Below are 21,833 nucleotides of genomic sequence, written 5' to 3' on the forward strand. Positions count from 1 at the left end.
TTTCGGAAAACTCTAACTTATGTTACAATGATATATTGAATACCCGATTACGATCGTTCTCAGTAATAAGAATTTTTCAACATAGACTGGAGTCAGAACGTATTTATGAGCTTATTGACCGTTGAAAATGTCTCCCATAATTTCGGGGGACGTACATTGTTTAGAGATGTTTCCTTCCGCCTTCTGGCCGGCGAGCATGTCGGTTTGGTGGGTGCGAATGGTGTCGGCAAGTCAACTTTGATGAATATTTTAACAGGAAAATTGCTTAAAGACAGCGGTAAGGTGGAATGGACGCCTAGAGTCCGCTACGGTTATCTGGATCAGCACTCTAAGCTGACACCTGGAAAGACAGTCCGCGATGTCCTGAAGGATGCGTTCCTGCCACTGCTTGAGTTGGAGCAGGAAATGATGGGAATCACAGACAAGATGGGAGAAGCCTCTCCAGATGAGCTGGAGCTGCTCCTTGAGCAGATGGGTGACATCCAGGAACAGCTTGAGATGGGTGATTTCTACATGATTGACGTCAAAGTCGAGGAAATGGCTAATGGTCTGGGTTTATCAGCCATTGGACTGGATCGGGATGTTTCCTCCCTTAGTGGAGGTCAGCGTACGAAAGTTCTCCTGGCCAAGCTCTTGCTGGAAAAGCCAACAGTTCTTCTCTTGGATGAACCGACAAACTATCTCGACGTCGAGCATATTGACTGGCTTACGCAATACCTGAAGTCATATCCGTATGCTTTCATGCTGATTTCCCATGATACGGAATTCATGAATCAGGTCGTGGATGTGATATATCATCTGGAATTTGCCAAGCTGACAAGATATGCTGCCAATTACGATAAGTTTCTGGAAATGGCTGATATTTCTAAGAATCAACATATTGATGCCTATGAGAAACAGCAGGAATTCATCAAAAAGCAGGAAGATTTCATTCAGAGAAACAAAGCCCGTGCCTCTACTTCAGGACGAGCAAAGAGCCGTGAGAAGCAGTTGAATCGCATTGATCGTCTAGACAAGCCTGAGGAAGCGGCCAAACCGATATTTAACTTCAAAGAATCCCGTGCGAGCGGAAAAACCGTATTTGAAGGAATCGACTTTGAGATCGGCTACACATATGCGTTACTTCCGAAAATGAGTATGACCATTGAACGCGGTGAGAAAATCGCGATTGTGGGTTGTAATGGCGTGGGTAAGTCAACACTATTGAAAACGATTATGGGAAAGATTCCTCCAATCAGCGGTAAGACGTATCTCGGAGATTATTTGGAGCCTGCATATTTCGAGCAAGAAGTTCGTCCCGGTAATATCACCCCGATCGACGACGTTTGGAATGAGTTCTCTTATTTGAACCAGCATGAAGTGCGTGCTCATCTGGCGCGGTGCGGTTTAAAGAACGAGCATATCACGCGTCCGCTGAACATGCTGAGCGGTGGCGAACAAGCAAAAGTCAGATTATGCAAGCTGATGATGCATGAATCGAACTGGATTCTCTTTGACGAACCTACCAACCATTTGGACGTTGTTGCGAAAGCCGAATTGAAACGTGCCCTGCAGGAGTTTAAAGGAACCGTTCTGCTCGTGTCCCACGAGCCGGATTTTTATGAAGATTGGGTAACGAAAACATGGAACGTAGAAGAATGGTCGCATCAGAACGCATAGTTGGTCATTTTTCAGGACAAGAAAACTGCCGTATTCCCTGTTGGGAATGCGGTTTTTTATCGAAGGAGATGTAATTATGAAAATCGGAGAAGATCGTTACTCCAGGCAGGAGCGCTTCACGCCGTTTGGAACGGGAGGCCAGCGGAAGCTGGGAGAAAGCCATGTATTAATTATCGGAGCGGGAGCTTTGGGGACTTCGATTGCCGAGACGTTAGCACGAGCTGGTGTAGGGCACTTGACGATAGCGGACCGAGATTATGTGGAGTGGAGCAATCTTCAACGGCAGCAGCTTTTCTCTGAAGAAGACGCGAGCCTTAGATTGCCCAAAGCTGTCGCTGCCAAACAAAGGCTTCAGCAGATCAATTCCTCCATTCAAATCGACAGCTTCGTGATGGATGTGAAGGTAGAGGAGCTGGAGTCACTAATCAACGGCGTGGATCTGATTATGGATGGGACAGATAATTTTGACACCCGATTATTGATGAACGATATTGCACAAAAATATAATCTTCCGTGGATTTATGGCGGATGTGTCGGAAGTTATGGGATCACGTATACAATCATCCCTGGACAGACCCCATGCCTGAACTGTCTACTGGGAGCTGTTCCGCTCGGTGGTGATACTTGCGATACGGCGGGCATAATTCCGCAAGCGGTACAAATGGTTACCTCCCATCAAACGATAGAGGCTATGAAGCTGCTCAGCGGGCATACGGAAGCCTTGCGTGACAAGTTGCTGACATTTGATCTATGGCGAAACGAGTCGATGTCTATGGGAGTAAAGCATGCTAAGAAAGAAGACTGCCTCTCTTGCGGGACACACCGGACGTACCCTTATCTATCGGCTTCCAATCTTGAAAAGACAGATGTCTTATGCGGTAGAGATACCGTGCAGATTCGTCCCGGCAAGAAACAAACCTTGAATCTGAAAGAAACGGCTGAGAGGCTCTCTAAGCTCGGGGAAGGTTTAGTGGAGAGCAACCCGTTCCTGGTTTCATTCACAACGGGCGCTCAGCGGCTTGTTGTTTTTGCCGACGGCAGGGCGTTGATTCATGGAACGAAGGATATCTCTGAAGCGAGAACCATATATCACCGTTATTTCGGATGAAAGTTCACTTTGTTTTCACCTTCATTTTTTGAATTGTTTGAAGACATCCACGAATTGCCTTCACTTACCACGTGAGCAGAAATACTTGAGGAATGTTTTATTTCATGTGCGGCAAACCTATGAAGAGGCAGATTCGTATCTAAAACGGAAACCGGGTGATGCAATGCATGAAAGGCTGTTGGTACTTGAACCTTTTTTAAGAAACAACGGTCTTGAGGACATTCTCCTGAAAGATGAATATGCTGTGCAGATTGTTTTAACAGAGCATGAGGCAATGAGAGCCATAAACGAGAAGCCTGTGGATATGCTCCTGCTGGACGGTTCGGCGTATCATCTCAGCTCCTTACATAAAATCATGAAGGCAATGCTAAGGGAACAGGGAGACAGGCCATTTCCCATTATTTTATTTCAGGAGTACCTAAGCGCGGAAGCTGTGATTGAAGGATTGGGAGCCGGGGCCAATGATGTGGTCTCTAAGAACATTGAGGGAAAAGAGCTGCTCGCGCGTGTTCGGAATCTGCTTAGGATATTTCGTATCGAGAATGAGCGAGACAATCAAACAGTTATGGTCGGAGATTTGGTCATTGATCCTGGAAGCCGGAAAGTGATGAGGGGAGAGACACTAATCTCACTGACCGTCAAGGAATTTGACTTGCTCCTATACTTGGCCAGGCATGCGAATCAAGTATGTACACGCGAAGAAATCCTCAAAAAGGTGTGGGACTATGATTTTCACATGGGAACTAATGTGGTCGATGTCTACATCAGGCATCTTCGCACAAAAATGGATAAAGGTTTCAGCAAAAAGCTGATTCAATCCGTACGCGGCGTGGGTTATATAATAAAAGAAGGCGATTAAGTCCGCGTATGCAAACTTATCGCCTTCCTTCATGGATAACCTAAAGCAATAACCTAAAGTAATAACCTAAAGCACCCGGCGTGCTTTCAGGTATGTTCTTTTCCAGTTGCCGGAATTCAGATCAGAAATGGTTACACCAGGAGAACCGTAAGTGTGCAGGATTTTACCGTTACCTGCATACACGGCGACATGTGTTACGTTCTTGCCGTTGGCTCTGCTACCGCTGGAGAAAAAGACGAGATCTCCCGGTTTCAGATTAGATTTCGATACAGCGACGCCTACTTTGGATTGTTGTGCAGACGTACGAGGAAGCTTCACGCCGTATTTGCCAAAGATATATTTCATGAACGAAGAGCAGTCGAATACTTTCGTTGTGCTGGTAGATGCTCCAAATTTATATGGCGTTCCCATAAACTTTTTACCGTAGTTGACAATAGTGGTTCCTTTGGATGAAGTAGCGGAAGATGCGGATACGGATTTAGATGAGGATGCTTCCGTAACGTCTGCTCCGGTTGCCATCATCGCTGTAAAACCTATCGATGCACATAGCCCTACGGCTACTAATTTTTGGATTATTTGTTTTTGCTTCATGTTGTATTACCTCCAAATTTCGTTTTCTGTCTGGCTCGTTTCCGAGTATAACAGTTTTGTAACAACCTAAATAATGGATGGCGCCCATCAAACCCTTGCAGTTCTAGGGGATTTTCCCTTTTATTAAAAAACCATTAAAAGTTACAAAAAATTAAGAAATAGCCGCTGGACATTCTATAGAAACAAGAAAAACCCTTGATATACAAGGGTTTTTCGGCATCGGTCATTTGGTAACAAAACCGTATTGATGTGGAGCAAAAGTGAAGAAGGATGGGTGATCCCTTCAGTTTCAGAACACTCTAGTCATGACTTTGAATGACCAGCAAAAGTCCGCTTGAAATACTTACACTGCCACTCGCATCGAGGAGTAAATTGCTGATTCCAAGAGATTCTCCGAACTTTAATGTGGCGTCTGTGAGAGGATATTGAAAACCTTCGAGCGTTATTCCCGTCACTTCGGGTGTCATTGGCAACAGCGATACGTATTTATAGCCCCGGTCAAGGACCACAATTTTAGAGCCTGTTAATGTAATGTAATTATTCTGGTCCATAATGGCACAAGCAATATGATGCTGGAGAGCGCGGTTAAGCATTTGGACGTTGGCAAGGGTATGGTCCATTCGGCTTCCGGTGCCGCCAACGAGCAGGATGAATTCTGGCTGTTCTCTTATAGCCATCTCAAAGGCAAGTTCAGTATCCGTCAGATTTTTGTCGATCGGATCGCATTCCACAATTTTTTCACTCATCGAACGAACCAGCTTCAATTCTTCGGATGATATCGAGTCAAAGTCGCCCACGGCCAGATCGGGTTTAACGTGATGACTTACGAGAAAAAGCGCCCCTCTATCGGCGCCAATGATAAAATCACCAGACTGAATTTCCTTTATATATTGAGGATGAAGTTCACCCCCGGAAAAAATAACGACACGTTTTTGGTTCATGTTTGTTTCCCCCTAAATCCAATTCATTCCTATTAGATTGTTACTTCAGTATAAATGAGAAAACATAGTTGCACAATTTAGCCAGCCGCGACTACAATAGGGGAGACATATGATAGGGGAGAGGTTAGAGAGAAATTGGACATGCATGCTTTTGAAATTTTCAGCATCATCGGGACGATTGCTTTTGCGATGTCGGGTGCTTTCGTCGCGATGGAGGAAGATTACGACATCCTGGGCATACTGGTGTTGGGCCTGGTTACGGCTTTTGGCGGTGGAGTCGTCCGGAATATCCTGATCGGCGTTCCTGTAACTACACTCTGGAGCCAAGGGCTGCTGATTAAACTGGCCATCTTGTCAGTGATTATTGCATTCCTGCTTCCTGCAGGCTGGATTAAGCATTGGAAGCGTACGGAAGCTTGGTTTGATGCCATCGGACTATCCGCGTTCGCGATCCAAGGAGCATTGTACGCTGCCGATATGCATCATCCGTTGTCGGCTGTAGCGGTGGCTGCCATGATGACGGGCGTTGGCGGGGGGATCATTCGTGATCTTTTAGCTGGACGCAAACCGCTCGTGCTTCGCGATGAGATTTATGCAGTATGGGCGGTCATCGCCGGAGTGGTGATCGGATTGAATTGGATTCATACGACTTGGCAAGCGGTTGTCCTATTTGCGGTCATCGTTATGTTTCGTATGTTTTCCGTCTTCTATAAATGGAAGCTTCCACGGCGTACGCTGCACATGTCTTCTTCAACCGGCCTATCCGTCAGCGACAACCCTCAGAGCAAAAACAAACGGAAGACTGCATAATGGAAGAAGGAGGCGTATACAACATGATATCTGTATTATTTGTTTGTTTGGGGAATATCTGCCGCTCGCCCATGGCTGAAGCGATCATGAGACATAAGGTCAGCGCGGCTGGACTTGAGAGCAGCATCCGAGTCGATTCTGCCGGAACCGGAGATTGGCACATCGGGCACGAACCGCATCAGGGAACCAAGGAAAAGCTCGATGAGCATCAGGTAAGCTATGAGGGAATTCGTGCGCGCCAATTCACGTCTGCGGATTTCGATCAGTTCGATTACATTGTTTGCATGGACGACAGCAATTGGAACAATGTGAAGAAGCTTACCGGTGCCAAAGAGGAAAAATTGATTAAATTTATGGATCTGCTACCGGAACATGAGCTCAGAGAAGTGCCGGACCCTTATTATACGGGGAATTTTGAACAGGTCTATGATTTGATGGAAGCAGGTTGCGAGGCACTTATCCTTAAAATCAGAAGCGAAAAGTTATGATCTTGCGGGTATAAGGGGATCATGAAATTCCGATTCCATGAAAAGACGGCTTAATTGCCGTTTTTTCGGAAAAACAATGAAAACGCAATCATTTTATTGAAAACAAAAAGGTGAACCAAGGACATTCTTCTGCGCAGTTTGCATACAGGGTTTTGTCAGTGGGCTCACCTTTATATGTTTATAGTACGGTCAGGCGTGTAAAAAGTACATAAGCGCATCTGGAAGCTCTTTTTGCCAGAAGCCCCAGATATGCTTGCCGTCTTTCTCGGAATACGCCACTTTTGCGCCACGGTCCAGAAGGAGTTCGCGTGTTTGACGGTTTAATTCGACGAAGTTATGGATTCCATGATCCGACTCGAATGCGGTTTCCTGGAGACCGACAATCATATATACATCAAGTTTGGACAAGTCATCCTGTGCTTCATATATATCCTGAGAAGCCGGATAATAAGCTCCAGACAGGCTAATAATGCGCTGGAACAGGTCAGGATATCGGATGGCCAGATGGAGCGATACGCTCCCGCCAAGAGAGTCGCCTGCAAGAACCCTTTCGGAGGCTTCCCTGCGTACAGGATATTTGGCTTGAATGAAGGGAATAATCTCTTCTGCGAAGCAGCGGGTATAAGCGTCGAATCGGCTGCCAAACGGAGCATATTCCTCGGTGCGTACCGATGTATCGACTTCAACGCCCACGATTATGAATGGCTCTGCTTCACCGTCCAGAATTAAATGGTTGGCAGTCGTCGCAATGCGTCCAAAATTAAAAAACTCCTCGCCATCCTGACAATAGACGACCGGGTAGCTTAAAATTTCATTATAACCAGGTGGGAGATATACCCGTAGGTTTCGTGTTTCATTTAAAAATGTACTATCGATTTGTTCCTTATTGATGGTGCGTTTCAAATATTTTGAATCCGTCATCCCATTCACCCTTCTCACAGTTGATTTTTCGCCCTGAAAAAAGCGTTATCATTTGATAACCATATTGTGGTAATGTTCACGAACCTGTCAAATTTTCGATTACTGTTATACCACACTTTGCATGCTGTTATACATACAAAGCTTGATTATTTCGAAATTTTTCCGCAATAGCTTTGACGAATCGAATAAAACAGGTGTATAATAATTCTATAACAGCAGCACTTGATATTCAAATTTTTTTGTTGAGGTGAAGATAATGAGCAAGGTGCCTTATGAAGTGTATACCGAGGAAGTCGAAGCGCTTTCCGTGCTCTCTCCCGAAGGTGAAATCATTAACAAAGATAAAATGCCTAACCTTACTGATGAACAGTTAAAAGAAATTATGTACCGTATGGTATTTACACGTACTTGGGATGACCGTGCTGTAAATTTGGGCCGTCAAGGTCGTCTTGGTTTCTATGCTCCAGTATCCGGTCAAGAAGCAACTATGGTCGGCAGCGAATACGCTCTGGAAAAAGAAGATTTCATTTGTCCCGGCTACCGTGACATGCCGCAAATCGTATGGCATGGATTGCCATTGTACCAAGCGTTCCTGTACTCCCGTGGTCACCAGCATGGTGGACAGATCCCTGAAGGCGTCAACGTTTTGATGCCGCAAATCATCATCGGTGCGCAAATTCTGCATGCGATGGGTATTGCTATGGGCTTTAAATTGAAAAAACAAAAACAAGTTGCGATCACATACACTGGCGACGGCGGTTCTTCGGAAGGTGATTTCTACGAAGGATTGAACTACGCTGGACGTTTCAAGCTGCCAGTCATTTTCTTTGTGCAAAATAACGGCTATGCCATCACAACTCCTTTCGCTAAACAAACAGCAGCATTGTCTATTGCTCACAAAGCAGTAGCAGCCGGTATCCGCGGTGTGAAAATCGACGGTATGGACGTGCTTGCTGTCATTAGTGCTGTTCAGGAAGCTGCAGAGCTTGCCCGTAAAGGCGAAGGCGCTACATTGATCGAAGCTGTGACTTACCGTTTCCGTCCTCACTCCCTGTCGGATGATGCTACCAAGTATCGTACGAAGGACGAAGAAGGCGAGTGGAACGAAAAAGATCCGATTACCCGCATGGCTAAATATCTGGAGAAAAAAGGCTTGTGGACTGAAGAAGACACGGCCCGCGTGAAAGATGAAGCCAAAGCGAAAGTAAACGAAGAGATCAAAAAAGCGGAACAAACAGCTAAGATGACGGTTCCAGGCCTGATCGACAGCATGTTCGAGCAAACCCCGAAACATTTGGAAGAACAAAAAGCCGATTTCCAATAAATCGAATAAAACGTATTGCTTAAGCAACGTGAACAGTGAATGTTTAAGGAGGAAATGAAGCAATGGCACAAATGAATATGAAAGAAGCGATCCGCGACGCAATGCGCGTGGAGATGAAACGTGACCCTAACGTCATTGTGTTTGGTGAAGACGTAGGTAATGTCGGCGGCGTGTTCCGTGCGACGGAAGGTCTGCAAAAAGAATTTGGTGAGGAACGCATTTTCGATACTCCGCTTGCAGAATCCGCGATTGGCGGCATGGCTGTAGGTCTTGGTATCCAAGGGTTCCGTCCTGTAGCCGAAATTCAGTTCGTCGGATTTATTTATGAAGCTCTGGATCAAATGTTCGTTCAAGCAGCACGTATGCGTTTCCGTTCCGGCGGTCGCTACAATTCCCCAATCGTGTTCCGTACACCTTTTGGCGGCGGCGTAAAAGCAGCTGAGCTGCACACGGATTCCCTGGAAGGTTTGGCGATCCAGACTCCGGGTATTAAAGTGGTAGTGCCTTCGAATCCTTATGATGCCAAAGGCCTTCTGATTGCCGCTATCCGCGACAACGATCCTGTTTTCTTCATGGAGCATCTGAACTTGTACCATGCGTTCCGCGCTGAAGTACCAGAAGAAGATTATGTTGTTGAGCTTGGTAAAGCCAACGTGGTACGCGAAGGTTCTGATGTGACGATTATTGCTTACGGCATGATGGTTCATACAGCAACAAAAGCTGCTGAAGAGCTTGAAAAATCTAAAGGAATCAAAGCCGAAGTTATCGACTTGCGTACGCTCAGTCCTTTGGATATCGATACGATTGTGGCTTCCATCAAGAAAACGAACCGTGCAATCGTGGTTCAAGAAGCGCAAAAAACTTCCGGCGCAGCCGCAGAAATCATTGCTCAAATTAACGAAAAGGCTATTTTGCATCTAGAAGCTCCTGTTCTTCGCGTGACGGGTCCGGATACGGTTTATCCATTCGCGCAAATCGAAGATACATGGCTTCCAACACCGGCTCGCGTAATTGCTGCAGTCAACAAAGTCATGGAATTCTAAGAAAAGCAGTCATTTGATAGGAGGTAGTAAAGGTGGCAAAATTTGAATATCGATTCCCTGAGCTGGGGGAAGGTTTGCATGAAGGCGAAATTATCAAAATGCACATCAAACCCGGCGATAAAGTAACAGACGACGACATCATTATGGAAGTACAAAACGACAAGGCGGTTGTTGAAGTTCCTTGCCCGGTTAACGGTACGGTACAGGAAGTTCTGACAAAGGACGGACAAGTGTGCCGCGTCGGCGAAGTCGTTGCTATTATTGATGCAGAAGGCGAAGTTCCTGAACAGGAAGCACCTGCGGGTGACCATGGTTCCCAGGAAGCGGACGCAGCTAAAGGCAGTGCGGACACGACTTCTTCTCCTGCGCAAAACAGCCCTGAAGCTGCGAAAGAGGGCGGAGAAAACGCACCTGCTCCTGCAGCTCCAAACAAAGAAGTGCTCGCAACTCCTAGCGTTCGCAAATTTGCACGCGAGCAAGGCGTTGACATCGCTCAAGTAAACGGATCCGGCAATAACGGAAAAGTAACTAAAGAAGATGTAGAAGCCTTCAAAAATGGCGGAGGCCAGGCATCTGCTCCGGCTGCTGCCGAGAAGAGCGAAGATAAAGCCGCTCCTGCAGCATCCGCATCTTCCTCCGCAGCCGTGGATCCACGTGCTGAAGAAGAACGCGTTCCATTCAAAGGTATTCGTAAAGCGATCTCCAATGCCATGGTTAAATCGGCATACACGGCGCCGCATGTTACCATCATGGACGAAGTAGACGTTACCGAGTTGGTTGCATTCCGTACGCGCATGAAACCAATCGCCGAGAAAAAAGGCACCAAGATCACTTACCTGCCTTTCATCGTCAAAGCTCTGGTTGCGGCTTCCCGCCAATTCCCTGCCTTGAACGCGATGATCGACGAAGAAAACAACGAGATCGTCTACAAGAAATACTACAATATCGGTATCGCAACCGATACAGACAACGGTCTGATCGTTCCGGTTATCAAGGATGCCGACCGTAAGAGCATCTGGATGATTGCTGACAGCATTCGTGATCTGGCAGCACGCGGCCGTGATGGCAAGCTTTCCCCTAACGAAATGAAGGGAAGCACGATTTCCATTACTAATATCGGTTCCGCTGGCGGTATGTTCTTTACTCCAATCATCAACTTCCCAGAAGTTGCGATTCTGGGTACCGGACGTATTTCCGAAAAACCGGTTGTGAAGAACGGTGAAATTGTTGCCGCTCCTGTAATGGCCCTGTCCTTGAGCTTTGACCATCGCATCATCGATGGCGCAACTGCACAACATTTTATGAATTACATTAAATCACTGCTCAATAATCCTGAGCTGTTGGTTATGGAGGTGTAAGATATGGTAGTAGGCGACGCTTCTCTCGATATCGATACATTAGTAATTGGTGCTGGTCCTGGTGGATATGTTGCAGCAATCCGTGCTGCACAGCTGGGTCAAAAGGTTCTCATCGTAGACAAATCCGAAGTTGGCGGCGTGTGTTTGAACCGCGGATGTATTCCTTCCAAAGCTCTGATCGCTGCGGCTCATCAATATGAGTCTGCTAAGCATGGCGAAGCATTCGGCGTAACTGCAGAAAATGTAAAAGTGGATTTCTCGAAAACCCAAGAATTCAAAAACAGCGTTGTTAAAAAGCTGACTGGCGGCGTTGCCGGTCTTCTGAAAGGCAACAAGGTTGAAGTCTTCAATGGCGAGTGCATGTTCATCAGTGAAAACGAAGCACGTTGCTTCAACGAACATGAATCCCCACGTTACCGTTTCAAACATTGCATCATTGCGACGGGTTCCCGTCCAATCGAGCTTAAAACATTCCCGTTTGGCGGACGCATCTTGTCTTCCACAGAAGCTTTGAGCTTGCCTGAAATTCCGAAGAGCCTTGTCGTAATCGGCGGCGGCTACATCGGTGCAGAGCTGGGTCAAATGTTCTCCAAATTCGGCACGAAAGTAACCATCCTCGAGGGATTGGATACGATCCTGAACGGATTTGATCCGGACATGACGAAGCTGGTCGTGAAGAGCATGACCAAAACCGGCGTTGAAATTATCACGAATGCAAAAGCCGAAAGTGCTGAGCAAACGGATAAAGAAGTTACGGTTAAATATTCTGTAGGCGGCGAAACGAAAGAAGTTACTGCAGACTACCTGCTCGTAACGGTTGGACGTCGTCCGAATACAGACGGAGACCTTGGTTTGGATCTGGTTGGTATCGAAATGACCGATCGCGGTCTGGTTAAAGTAGACCATCAAGGTCGTACGAACAAACCAAACATCTTCGCAATTGGTGATATCGTTGCGGGTCCTGCACTGGCACATAAAGCTTCTTACGAAGGTAAAGTGGCTGCAGAAGCCATCTCCGGCCATCCATCCGTTGTGGATTATAAAGTAGTTCCTGCCGTTGCGTTCGTTGATCCTGAATGCGCAAGCGTAGGCTACACGGAAAAAGAAGCCAAAGAAAAAGGCTACAAAGCTAAAGCTGCGAAGTTCCCGTTTGCGGGTAACGGACGTGCGCTTTCCCTGAACAATGCTGATGGATTCGTGAAATTGATTTTCGACGAAGAAACTCAACTGGTTCTGGGTTGCCACATCGCAGGTATCGAAGCTTCCAACCTGATCGCTGAGTTGGGTCTTGCGATTGAAATGGGTGCTACTCTTGAAGATATCGCCCTAACCATCCATGCGCATCCAACGCTTGGCGAAATCGTGATGGAAACAGCTGAGCTTGCGCTTGGCAATCCAATTCACGTGATCGCACCACGTAAATAATACATTCAACACAATATACAGTATCGATAAGAAAGAGCCTTGCGAGAGCGGGGCTCTTTCTTTTTTTGAATTATCCGATTATATCGCTGAGTTCGAGCGTTAAATATACGGAAAATTGCGAGCGAAATCCGTTGTTTGCAATCCAAAGGAATATGAAAGGTTTTAATTTGCTATTTCTCAGGACTTTGGAGCATGGTAAACTAATATAAAACGCACTAAATCAAAGGTAGGCATCTCATGAAAAAGAATACAGAGTGAGATGATAAAAGAACGGACTTGACGTCTTTTCTTTATTTCGATTCAACTAGAAAGAAAGTTACGGGAAACGAGAGGGTGGACGAAACATGCGAAATTACCTGGAATTACTTGAAGACATCTTGGAAAATGGGACTCCAAAAGAAGATCGAACCGGAACAGGCACGTTATCTGTTTTCGGAAGACAGCTGAGATTTGATCTCTCGAAGGGTTTTCCTTTGCTGACAACGAAACGGGTTCATATCAAATCAGTCGTCCATGAGCTGCTGTGGTTTCTTAGCGGTGATACGAATATTCGTTACTTGAAGGAGAATGGTGTATCGATCTGGGATGAATGGGCCGATGAGAACGGAGACTTGGGGCCGGTGTACGGCTCACAGTGGAGGAACTGGGAATCGCCGGACGGGACGCATATCGATCAGATTGCCAATGTGATTGAGTCTATTAAAAACAACCCGGATTCCCGCAGACATATCGTCAGCGCTTGGAATGTAGCAGAGATTGAAGAGATGAAGCTCCCTCCTTGCCATTTTGTGTTCCAGTTCTATGTAGCGGGCGGCAAGCTGTCTTGTATGCTCACCATGCGGTCGGTAGACACATTCCTCGGGTTGCCGTTCAATATTGCCAGCTACGCCCTTCTGACGCATATGGTAGCGCAGCAATGCGGACTTGAACCAGGTGAGTTTGTTTGGTCGGGTGGAGATGTGCATATTTATTCGAATCATCTGGAGCAGGTGAAGACGCAGCTTGAACGCGAACCATATGAGCTTCCGGAACTCGTGATCAAACGCAAACCGGATTCCATTTTCGATTATACATTTGAAGATTTTGAATTCGCTAATTATAAGCATCATCCGGGCATTAAAGCGCCGGTAGCCGTGTAACGGCAAAGTATATACCAATCCTAATCAAGGAGTTGAGGCGCTTGAGTATGACGTTTATATGGGCTATGGGGGAGAACAGGGTGATAGGGCGAAATAATGCGCTTCCTTGGCGCCTGCCTCGGGACATGGCCTTCTTCAAAGAGCAAACCATAGGCAAGAAAGTTCTGATGGGACGTAAGACGTGGGAATCCTTTGGCGGAAAACCGCTGCCGGGGCGCACGAACATCATTCTGACACGCGATCCCGACTATTCAGCACCTGGCGCCCAGATTATCCATACCATAGATGAGGCTCTGAAGCTTGGAGTCGAAGAAGAATTGATGGTTATTGGCGGCTCGGAAATTTATCGGACGCTCCTTCCGCATGCCGACCGTCTTTTGGTTACGGAAATTGAGGAATCATTTGAAGGTGACACCTTCTTTCCGGAAATCAATGAAGCCGAGTGGAAATGTGTTCAGGAAGTACAAGGAATCCGCGACGAGAAAAATCCATACAATTACCGTTTTTGTACGTATGTCCGCGTGTAGAATATGCGAATAGTTTCCATCCGAATGTTAACATCGTGTCAAATAATACAAATAATTATTCGGATAATCCATTTAATATTCAAAGATTGAGATGATACTATAATTGAAATATCACCTGCGTCGTTATTTGATAGAATCAACAGGAAAAGAACGGATGGGGGAACACGTCATGTCTACACCAACAGGTTTTATGGAATACAGCCGTCAACTGCCGGCTGATCGCGAACCGGCTGAACGTATAAAAGACTGGGAAGAATTCCATAAGCATTTGTCTGAAGAAGAACTGCGTACTCAGGGAGCACGATGTATGGATTGCGGCACACCTTACTGCCACACGGGGATTGACATGGCAGGGGGAACCTCCGGATGCCCGGTAAACAACCTGATTCCGGAATGGAACAACTTGATATATCGCGGGTTATGGAGTGAAGCTCTGGAACGCCTTCACAAAACGAATAATTTTCCGGAATTTACGGGCCGCATTTGCCCGGCTCCTTGTGAAGGCTCTTGTACGGTGGGCCTGATCGGTCAGCCGGTAACCATCAAGACGATTGAACAGGCGATTATTGATAAAGGATTCGAAGAAGGATGGGTGGTTCCGAATCCGCCTGAGAAACGTACGGGCAAGCGCGTTGCCGTGGTTGGCTCTGGACCTGCAGGTCTTGCTACCGCTGCCCAGTTGAATAAAGCAGGTCATACGGTGACGGTGTATGAACGTTCCGACCGAATCGGCGGACTGCTGATGTATGGCATCCCGTCCATGAAGCTGGAAAAAGACGTGGTTCAGCGTCGTGTAGATCTGCTCGCTGCCGAAGGCATCCGCTTTGTTACCAACACTGAAATCGGTAAGGATATTTCCTCTGAGCAGCTGGTAGACGATTACGACGCCGTTGTACTCTGCGGAGGAGCAACCAAACCTCGTGAATTTAACATTGAGGGCAGCGGTTTGAAAGGCGTACATTACGCCATGACGTACCTGAATGGAACCATCAAGAGTTTGCTGGATTCCGGGCTGTCTGACGGTCAATATATTTCCGCAGAAGGTAAGGACGTCATCGTCATTGGCGGCGGGGATACCGGATCCGACTGTGTGGCCACGGCGCTACGTCACGGATGCAGCAGCGTAACGCAGTTCGGTACACATGATATGGCTCCGCTTGAGCGTGATCCGATTAATAATCCATGGCCGCAGTTTCCTAACGTATATACACTTGATTATGCACAAGAAGAGGCTAAAGCGCTGTACGGCAAGGATCCGCGCGAGTTCTCCATCATGACGACAAAATTTGTCGGGGATGAGGAAGGCAATCTCAAGGAACTCCATACGGTGCAAATCCGACGGATCGTTGATGAGACCGGACGTAAAATCTATCAGCCCGTTCCAGGAACGGAAAAGGTATTCAACGCGCAAATGGCTCTGATTGCCATTGGTTTCGACGGACCGGAGCAAACGATCGTTAATCAGCTTGGACTCGAAACGGATCGCCGATCCAACGTGAAGGCTCCTTATGGTAAGTATCAGACGAATGTGGATAAAGTGTTTGCTGCCGGAGATATGCGCCGCGGCCAAAGCCTTGTCGTTTGGGCAATTAACGAAGGACGTCAGGCGGCACGTGAAGTAGATAAATATTTGATGGGTTCCACCGTTCTCGTTTAACGCAACGCATACAAAATGATGAAGACTTCCCGATATAAGGGAGGTCTTTTTTTTGTTATCTAGCTTTAAATAAACTTCGATGGTTTCTTACCATTCTTCGAGCATCCGGAATGTAACGAAAATCTGATCGGGACCGTCCATTGCGCTCACCACAAGGGTTAAGGGCTGTTCCTCCGGTAAATTAGCCAGTGTATTGTCTTCAAAAGGAATGATCGCATTGAAATAAGCTTCCGATGCGCCGTATGTTTGTCCTTCAAATACGACTTCGCCACCAATGACAGTAGTACAAGTAAAGTTAACCTGTAATGCGGTATGATCTGCTGGGATGGCTGTCGTTGGGGTCGGAAAAAACTGAAATGAACCGTCGATCGTTCCACCCTGGATGATTCGGTAACGGACGGGAAGCGATGAAATAATCTCGACACCTTGTGCATAAAGAGCTGCTCCAAACTGTTCCGGAAGAGTGAAGCTTGGGACTCTGCGGTAACTGAGCACAGCCTGTTCAGCAGCCGTAAGTAGGATATTTTCTCTAAAATCGGACGTAATCCGGCGAGCAACCGATGGAGAGATAGGTATATCGATGTAATCGTTATTTTCGTTGATCGCAAACATCTGGACCGTCACTCTGTTCATGGATTCGTAAAAGATAAATTGGGCGAAGTCGATTAATGCGGGGTAATTGAATATGCTAACCCCATTCGGAGGCATCGTGAACGTTTCTTGGGCAAATATGTCCTTAGCTCCGGCAACACTGAATCCTACAAGGTATACGTTCGCAGAATAACCGCTATTATTAACCAGAATGATCGAATACTGAGAATAGCGACGTCCTTCCGTTTGCGGGACATTGGCTACGACCTCCGTTGTAAGTACCGGCATAAAATCCCTCCTTAACATTTAAAGTGAGGACTGCAGCGTAACATGCTTTATTTTTCAATATATGAAATAAAAATAAAGCTTTGAGGGCTGAAGCAATAAAAAGGCTATCTTGCACCGATTCACTTTGATCCTTGTCTCCGCATATCATGAATGACGGAAAATATGTGTGTCGGGAGTGTCCCTATGAAATACGTGGTATGGGGTAATCTGCCTTGGGAAGATTTCATATACAAAGATCTGCTGCGGCATATGCCGGATGCAGAGGAAGTTATTTTTATGGGAAAAGGTACGGAGCAAGGGACATTAAATATTCGTTTTGCAAATTTGCAAGTTCTGAATATGCCTGAATGTAGCGAGCAAACTGCCATCGTTTGTTCACCTTTCTGGATTCAGCAGGCGCTCGGCGGCGGATTCCGAAATGTGGTTTTTATCATGGAACCTTGTCCCATCAACGAAGACCGTCAGTTATGGGATAAATACAGCGGTTTACTGGCAGAAGCGGCGAATCTCGTGATCACAATTGCGGAAAAAACGTATTTAGAGCAATGCCTGCGCAGAAGGAATGTCTACTGGTGGGATAGCGGACATGAGCATACGGAAGAGAACCATGCGTTGCTGCGATTGTTTATGAGATACATGAACCAGGATCATTCTATGGAACCTTTAATGATGAAACAGTGGGAACAGAGATTGCATGCATATTCTAGACTGGATGCTCAGGTGGGAGTTCATGAGACGATCCGATATCTTGCTGCATCGTATTTGTATTTTTTGGGGAGAGCAGAAGCGGACGAGGCTCTAAGAGAAGCGTTCGAAATGGTGCTTCTACGGGAACGTAGTAACGGAAGTCTGCATTCGCATTATCGTTTTTTTTCGGCTATACAGACTCAGCAGGGAGATCTGGAAAGAGCGGTATATACTTATGCAATTACTGCTGTACTGCCACATGAAAAAGAGATCATCGCGCGAATGGAAAAATGGGCGGCCGAGGACAGGCTTGAGCTGCTGAAAGCCGAGCTATATCTTGTCAATGATGATTACAGAAGAGCCGCAGATGCCGGTGAAGAGGATGGATCGGAAGAGGCAGATCTTTTGCTTGCTGATTTGTATCTTGATCAATGGATGTGGACCAAAGGGCTGGAAAAGATGGAACGCCTTCAACTTCCCTATAGGAATGGTATTTCACGGGAACAGGTTCGGGCAACACTGTTATGGTCCCATAACCAGAAGCATGAGGCGACGTTGGATCTGCTTAGGGCTTCAATGAAGGATTGGAATGTCCTGGCGACATTCGCAGAGACGGATCTGCTGGAGCAGGCATGTCACCGGTTGAAGGAGAGGTTAAATCATGGATCTGGATCTTAATAAACTTCGTAAGAGCCGGGGCAACCGGCTCACTGCCATCATGCAGGTACGCGACGAAGAGGGAGGAATGCTGGAGCAGGTATTGGGCGATCTGAGCTCCTTCGTAGATGATATTGTTATCGTGGATGATGCCAGCGTCGATGGTACTGCGAAGATCTGCAGGAAGTTCCCCAAGGTCGCTCATCTCCTGACTCTTCCGAATTCCCAATTCAATAAGGAGTGGCTGCTGCGCAAGCAGCTCTGGGAGCTCGCCTGCTCGACCGATCCGGATTGGATCTTGTCCGTGGATGCGGATGAAATCTATGAAGATAGAGCCAAGGAGCATATGAGAGAACTGCTGGATCAGGATCAGTTCGACTGGGTAGGATTCCGGCTTTTTGACTTTTGGGGAGGTAGAACCCATTACCGCGAAGATGAGCATTGGCATATACACCGTAGGCACACGCGCACGCTCGTACGCTACATTCCGGGCTATTATTACTTTTATCCGAAGATGGATCATCATGTGCCCAGACTGCCATTAAGTTATGCCGCACTGCCGGGTTTTTTGGCTGAACTGAGGGTTAAGCATTATGGCTGGGCTGTCGGCCGCGATAAGCTGAAGCAGAAATATGAACGCTACATGCAGCGTGATCCGGATGGGATTTGGGGGGACATACAGCAGTATCGGTCAATTCTGGATGAGCATCCAACGCTGGTGGAGTGGAAAGAGGAAGGCCTATGAATGAAGTCAGCATATTAACCCACAGCTTCTTGGATGCTTATAATGGCAATATCGATCGCATTTATGGCGGCGGGTTGGAGCGGTATTTGCATGAAATATGCGGGATGATTGCAGAGCTGGGCTGGAAGCCTGTCATATATCAGCTCTCTTATTGCGGCGATTTCGAGAAGGAAATCGGATTCATTCGAGTGCATGGCTATGACTGCAATCACAGGGACAGTATTGAGGTCTTTAACCGGATGACCATAGAGGCAAAGGGGCCGATCATTTACTCCAGCTTTATTTGGGAAGCCATAGAATATAAGGCGGGAAGCCTGGGAATATGTCATGGAATCAACTGGGATTATCACGCAGCATCGGCTGAACACAAAGCGGAGGTCGGGCGAAATATACAGCATGCTCTCGGGCATTTGAAAAGAATTGTATCGGTCGATTCTCATTTTCTGACTTTCTGTCGAGCGGTTTGCCAATATCCGGACCCGGACCAAATTGTGCTGCTTCCTAATGCGGTGGATACCGCGTGGTATACGCCCGGAACCAGATGGAGAGGGCTTCAGCGCAAGGAAGAAACTATCCGCATCGTCTATCCGCGGCGCGTCAGTCTTGAACGGGGGATCATTCCGATGATGCTGGTGGCAGATCGGCTGCTGCAAAATTACCCTCAGGTTCACATCGAATTTGCCGGCGAAGTCATAAATAACAACTTGATCACCAAAGCGTTCCGGCAATGGATGGACAGCAGTCCTGACAGAGACCGGATCATACACCGATGTTATACCTTTCAGGAAATGAATGAGGCATATCAAAAGGCGGATATCGCTGTAATTCCTACTGTTTTTTCGGAAGGGACCTCTTATTCCTGTCTCGAAGCCATGAGCTGTGGTCTGCCTGTCGTGGCAGGTAATGTCGGCGGACTCAATGATCTCATCATAAATGGATATAACGGTTTTACCGTAGCTCCTACCGAGGAAAAGCTGTATGAATGCATAGCAAGTTTGGTGGAGAACTCCGAGCTGCGCCATTATGTAGGAGCCAATGCACGGGCCGTCGCCCACGCTTTTGATATTCGAATTTGGAGAGAGAAGTGGAAAGAAATACTGTGCTCCTACCTGGAACAGGAGGTTTGAACCGATCGTGGACATTAAAAGGGATGCAGAGACTATCGGAAGAGACCATGAAGAGGATCAGAAGCAGGTTTGGGAGAAGTTGTGGAGTAAAGACGTATCTTATCGATGGGATTCATTAAGTGAGCTCGTATTCAATGCGTTGCGGGAGACAATCGGCTCATTCGATGGAAAACGAATCGTAGAAGCGGGATCCGGTACAGGAAAAATATCGCTTCGGCTGGCGATGGAAGGAGCGGAGGTTACGCTGGTTGATTATGCGAAACAGGCACTGGATCAATCCAAGCTGGCCTTTAGGATGAAAAATAGAATGGCCCAGTTTGTAAGGTCGGACATTCGTTCGATGCCGCTAGAAGAAAATGCGTATGAAGTTTGCTGGAATGCCGGAGTTTTGGAGCATTTTTCAAATGAAGAAAAGGTGAATATATTGCGGGAAATGGCCCGGATTACTAAACCAGGTGGACAGATCGTCGTTCTTGTCCCATACAGCGGTTGTTTGCCTTACCGGATGGGCAAAGCCTTTGCAGAGCAATCGGGCACATGGCCATATGGCGTTGAAATGCCAGTGGAGTCGTTAAAGGATGCTTTTGGTAAAGCCGGGATACAGATGAGTGAAGAACGGTGTATCGGTTTTTTGGAGAGCTTGGATTTCCTTGATTTCATCCCGGACGGACTTCATGTAAAAAGCGGGTTGAGACAATGGTATGCAAGCCTGGAAATGGAGGAGCGGCGGTTGTTTCCAGGCTATTTGCTGCTGACTCATGGGATTATAATCTAGAAACACGATGAAGCTCCGGTGGAAGGGAAGTTCCTTCTAATCGGAGCTTTCGTATTTCCTCAAAAATGTTTCAATAATACGCTCCTTAATGAACTCTGCGCGTTGAGTCCAGCTTTCCTCTTGTGCCGTCGCTTGCCTTGCTTGAATCAATTCGGGGGAACGGTCTTGAAGAAGTGCTTCATCCAGATGCCTGAGAAATTGGGCAGGAGAACGGCCGATTCGGACATGTTTCTGCAATCGGACTTCAGGTAAATCGGTGCTGATCACGGGCAGTCCTGCGGCCATGTATTCGTACATTTTAACCGGATTCGCTGCATTCGTAACCTTTCTTATCTCAAACGGAATGATAGCTGCGTCGAAATGACTGGCGAACCAAGGCAGGCTCTCGTAGTCCCTGTTGCCAAGCCAATGGACATTAGGGAGGTCAGACAGTGAATCAGGCCCATGACAAGTGATTTGACCAATAAAGATAAAGGTATACTGAGGTCGCTCTGCTGCAATCATGCGGATTAATGAATAATCCAGCCAGGAAGCGACTGCACCCCAGAAGCCGATGATGGGCTCTGTAGCGCGGCATAACTGCTGATCTTTTTCATCCGGAATCGGAAGAGGCGTTTTCTGTACGGCTTGAGCGAAATGGGCGTAATCCGCCGCGTTGCGGACCAGATGTACTTGTGGATGTTTTGGGGCCGTTGTTTCGTAAATGATGCGAGAAGCGCAGAGCACGATGTCCGCAGCTTGGATTTTCCGGTCTTCCCATACGGCAAAAGGAGCAAATTCCTCTTCAGTTGTGTCGGCCAGGTCGGAGATAATCAGACTGGCGTTAAAGCCTGGAAGACTATCGACATAGGGACCATGTGTAAGCCACATGACATAGGGACGGCCAAGGTCCAAAGCCTCCGTATCCTGGCATACCGCGAAATGATCGTTCAGAATGACAAATGGATGTTCTCGGTCTTGCGTAACATTACAGTATATCACGTTAAAACCAAGCAGACTCAGGTGATAAAGCAACTGCTGAGGCCGCTGGCGGTGTACCTGGTAATCGAAGCAGGGGAGATAGAGAATAGGCGGCATGGTTAACGGTTCCGTCATCATTTGACCCTCCTTATT

The 21,833-nt window shown here is 47.0% G+C and carries 21 protein-coding genes; 16 read left to right on the forward strand and 5 right to left on the reverse strand.

The features are described 5' to 3' along the window. Positions 1-105: 105 nt before the first annotated feature. The 3 genes from GRF59_RS01455 to GRF59_RS01465 all read left to right on the forward strand — a co-directional run bounded on the left by GRF59_RS01455 (position 106) and on the right by GRF59_RS01465 (position 3,626). Positions 106-1,659 (forward strand): ABC-F family ATP-binding cassette domain-containing protein, encoded by a 1,554-nt coding sequence (locus tag GRF59_RS01455; protein WP_160495896.1) that lies wholly within the window; start codon positions 106-108, stop codon positions 1,657-1,659. Positions 1,660-1,735: 76 nt separating this feature from the next. Next, positions 1,736-2,767, forward strand: a complete 1,032-nt coding sequence (locus tag GRF59_RS01460) for a thiazole biosynthesis adenylyltransferase ThiF (protein WP_160495897.1) — start codon at positions 1,736-1,738, stop codon at positions 2,765-2,767. A gap of 106 nt (positions 2,768-2,873) precedes the next feature. Further along, positions 2,874-3,626 carry a response regulator transcription factor gene (locus GRF59_RS01465; protein WP_341479990.1) on the forward strand — a complete coding sequence of 251 codons (753 nt, stop codon included), beginning with the start codon at positions 2,874-2,876 and terminating at the stop codon, positions 3,624-3,626. A gap of 66 nt (positions 3,627-3,692) precedes the next feature. Here GRF59_RS01465 and GRF59_RS01470 read toward each other — a convergent pair whose 3' ends face one another. Continuing rightward, positions 3,693-4,217: a C40 family peptidase gene (locus tag GRF59_RS01470; RefSeq protein ID WP_160495899.1), complete on the reverse strand. Its 525-nt coding sequence runs from the start codon at positions 4,215-4,217 to the stop codon at positions 3,693-3,695. A gap of 299 nt (positions 4,218-4,516) precedes the next feature. Further along, complete coding sequence (locus tag GRF59_RS01475; RefSeq protein WP_160495900.1) at positions 4,517-5,158, reverse strand: thiamine diphosphokinase; 642 nt, start codon at positions 5,156-5,158, stop codon at positions 4,517-4,519. A gap of 141 nt (positions 5,159-5,299) precedes the next feature. On the opposite strand from GRF59_RS01475, the gene GRF59_RS01480 reads away from it, so the two are divergent. After that, positions 5,300-5,968, forward strand: coding sequence for a trimeric intracellular cation channel family protein (locus GRF59_RS01480; protein WP_160495901.1), 669 nt, complete (start codon positions 5,300-5,302; stop codon positions 5,966-5,968). Between the two features lie 23 nt (positions 5,969-5,991). Continuing rightward, positions 5,992-6,456, forward strand: a complete 465-nt coding sequence (locus GRF59_RS01485; RefSeq protein WP_160495902.1) for a low molecular weight protein-tyrosine-phosphatase — start codon at positions 5,992-5,994, stop codon at positions 6,454-6,456. Between the two features lie 189 nt (positions 6,457-6,645). Here GRF59_RS01485 and GRF59_RS01490 read toward each other — a convergent pair whose 3' ends face one another. Then, positions 6,646-7,377, reverse strand: a complete 732-nt coding sequence (locus GRF59_RS01490) for an alpha/beta hydrolase (protein WP_160495903.1) — start codon at positions 7,375-7,377, stop codon at positions 6,646-6,648. A gap of 256 nt (positions 7,378-7,633) precedes the next feature. Here GRF59_RS01490 and pdhA point away from each other — a divergent pair, with 256 nt between their 5' ends. The 7 genes from pdhA to GRF59_RS01525 all read left to right on the forward strand — a co-directional run bounded on the left by pdhA (position 7,634) and on the right by GRF59_RS01525 (position 15,850). Further along, a complete protein-coding gene (pdhA, locus tag GRF59_RS01495) occupies positions 7,634-8,701 on the forward strand; it encodes a pyruvate dehydrogenase (acetyl-transferring) E1 component subunit alpha (protein ID WP_160495904.1) in 1,068 nt (355 codons plus the stop codon). Between the two features lie 62 nt (positions 8,702-8,763). Then, entirely contained in the window at positions 8,764-9,744 is a 981-nt protein-coding gene (locus GRF59_RS01500; protein WP_160495905.1) for an alpha-ketoacid dehydrogenase subunit beta, read from the forward strand. A gap of 32 nt (positions 9,745-9,776) precedes the next feature. Next, a complete protein-coding gene (locus GRF59_RS01505; protein WP_160495906.1) occupies positions 9,777-11,102 on the forward strand; it encodes a 2-oxo acid dehydrogenase subunit E2 in 1,326 nt (441 codons plus the stop codon). A gap of 3 nt (positions 11,103-11,105) precedes the next feature. Next, on the forward strand, positions 11,106-12,527 hold the full coding sequence (gene lpdA / locus GRF59_RS01510; RefSeq protein ID WP_160495907.1) for a dihydrolipoyl dehydrogenase: 1,422 nt from the start codon (positions 11,106-11,108) through the stop codon (positions 12,525-12,527). Between the two features lie 344 nt (positions 12,528-12,871). Beyond that, complete coding sequence (gene thyA, locus GRF59_RS01515) at positions 12,872-13,666, forward strand: thymidylate synthase (protein WP_160495908.1); 795 nt, start codon at positions 12,872-12,874, stop codon at positions 13,664-13,666. 41 nt (positions 13,667-13,707) lie between these two features. Beyond that, positions 13,708-14,193, forward strand: coding sequence for a dihydrofolate reductase (locus GRF59_RS01520; RefSeq protein ID WP_160495909.1), 486 nt, complete (start codon positions 13,708-13,710; stop codon positions 14,191-14,193). Positions 14,194-14,362: 169 nt separating this feature from the next. Beyond that, positions 14,363-15,850 carry a glutamate synthase subunit beta gene (locus GRF59_RS01525; RefSeq protein ID WP_160495910.1) on the forward strand — a complete coding sequence of 496 codons (1,488 nt, stop codon included), beginning with the start codon at positions 14,363-14,365 and terminating at the stop codon, positions 15,848-15,850. Between the two features lie 87 nt (positions 15,851-15,937). On the opposite strand, the gene GRF59_RS01530 is transcribed toward GRF59_RS01525, so the two are convergent. Then, positions 15,938-16,729, reverse strand: coding sequence for a hypothetical protein (locus GRF59_RS01530; RefSeq protein ID WP_160495911.1), 792 nt, complete (start codon positions 16,727-16,729; stop codon positions 15,938-15,940). 183 nt (positions 16,730-16,912) lie between these two features. On the opposite strand from GRF59_RS01530, the gene GRF59_RS01535 reads away from it, so the two are divergent. From GRF59_RS01535 to GRF59_RS01550, 4 genes are read left to right on the forward strand one after another with little or no spacing between them, the layout of a single operon-like run. After that, positions 16,913-18,094, forward strand: coding sequence for a hypothetical protein (locus tag GRF59_RS01535; RefSeq protein WP_160495912.1), 1,182 nt, complete (start codon positions 16,913-16,915; stop codon positions 18,092-18,094). Beyond that, positions 18,078-18,818, forward strand: a complete 741-nt coding sequence (locus tag GRF59_RS01540) for a glycosyltransferase (protein ID WP_160495913.1) — start codon at positions 18,078-18,080, stop codon at positions 18,816-18,818. Before GRF59_RS01535 ends, GRF59_RS01540 begins: the two co-directional genes overlap by 17 nt. Continuing rightward, positions 18,815-19,945 carry a glycosyltransferase family 4 protein gene (locus GRF59_RS01545; RefSeq protein WP_160495914.1) on the forward strand — a complete coding sequence of 377 codons (1,131 nt, stop codon included), beginning with the start codon at positions 18,815-18,817 and terminating at the stop codon, positions 19,943-19,945. The genes GRF59_RS01540 and GRF59_RS01545 overlap by 4 nt, the downstream gene beginning before the upstream one ends. A gap of 7 nt (positions 19,946-19,952) precedes the next feature. Beyond that, positions 19,953-20,720, forward strand: a complete 768-nt coding sequence (locus GRF59_RS01550) for a class I SAM-dependent methyltransferase (RefSeq protein ID WP_341479991.1) — start codon at positions 19,953-19,955, stop codon at positions 20,718-20,720. Between the two features lie 36 nt (positions 20,721-20,756). On the opposite strand, the gene GRF59_RS01555 is transcribed toward GRF59_RS01550, so the two are convergent. Beyond that, positions 20,757-21,815 carry a glycosyltransferase gene (locus GRF59_RS01555; protein ID WP_160495916.1) on the reverse strand — a complete coding sequence of 353 codons (1,059 nt, stop codon included), beginning with the start codon at positions 21,813-21,815 and terminating at the stop codon, positions 20,757-20,759. Positions 21,816-21,833 lie beyond the last annotated feature (18 nt).

The organism is Paenibacillus dendrobii (genome assembly GCF_009807035.1).
In the GTDB taxonomy this organism is placed as follows: domain Bacteria; phylum Bacillota; class Bacilli; order Paenibacillales; family Paenibacillaceae; genus Paenibacillus_AQ; species Paenibacillus_AQ dendrobii.

Coding starts and splice junctions, on each gene's coding strand:
- GRF59_RS01535 (WP_160495912.1), top strand. CDS start 16,913: ATGAAATACGTGGTATGGGGTAATCTGCCTTGGGAAGATTTCATATAC.
- GRF59_RS01545 (WP_160495914.1), top strand. CDS start 18,815: ATGAATGAAGTCAGCATATTAACCCACAGCTTCTTGGATGCTTATAAT.
- GRF59_RS01460 (WP_160495897.1), top strand. CDS start 1,736: ATGAAAATCGGAGAAGATCGTTACTCCAGGCAGGAGCGCTTCACGCCG.
- GRF59_RS01485 (WP_160495902.1), top strand. CDS start 5,992: ATGATATCTGTATTATTTGTTTGTTTGGGGAATATCTGCCGCTCGCCC.
- GRF59_RS01540 (WP_160495913.1), top strand. CDS start 18,078: ATGGATCTGGATCTTAATAAACTTCGTAAGAGCCGGGGCAACCGGCTC.
- lpdA (WP_160495907.1), top strand. CDS start 11,106: ATGGTAGTAGGCGACGCTTCTCTCGATATCGATACATTAGTAATTGGT.
- GRF59_RS01480 (WP_160495901.1), top strand. CDS start 5,300: ATGCATGCTTTTGAAATTTTCAGCATCATCGGGACGATTGCTTTTGCG.
- GRF59_RS01530 (WP_160495911.1), bottom strand. CDS start 16,729: ATGCCGGTACTTACAACGGAGGTCGTAGCCAATGTCCCGCAAACGGAA.
- GRF59_RS01470 (WP_160495899.1), bottom strand. CDS start 4,217: ATGAAGCAAAAACAAATAATCCAAAAATTAGTAGCCGTAGGGCTATGT.
- thyA (WP_160495908.1), top strand. CDS start 12,872: ATGCGAAATTACCTGGAATTACTTGAAGACATCTTGGAAAATGGGACT.
- GRF59_RS01490 (WP_160495903.1), bottom strand. CDS start 7,377: ATGACGGATTCAAAATATTTGAAACGCACCATCAATAAGGAACAAATC.
- GRF59_RS01525 (WP_160495910.1), top strand. CDS start 14,363: ATGTCTACACCAACAGGTTTTATGGAATACAGCCGTCAACTGCCGGCT.
- pdhA (WP_160495904.1), top strand. CDS start 7,634: ATGAGCAAGGTGCCTTATGAAGTGTATACCGAGGAAGTCGAAGCGCTT.
- GRF59_RS01500 (WP_160495905.1), top strand. CDS start 8,764: ATGGCACAAATGAATATGAAAGAAGCGATCCGCGACGCAATGCGCGTG.
- GRF59_RS01475 (WP_160495900.1), bottom strand. CDS start 5,158: ATGAACCAAAAACGTGTCGTTATTTTTTCCGGGGGTGAACTTCATCCT.
- GRF59_RS01555 (WP_160495916.1), bottom strand. CDS start 21,815: ATGACGGAACCGTTAACCATGCCGCCTATTCTCTATCTCCCCTGCTTC.
- GRF59_RS01455 (WP_160495896.1), top strand. CDS start 106: ATGAGCTTATTGACCGTTGAAAATGTCTCCCATAATTTCGGGGGACGT.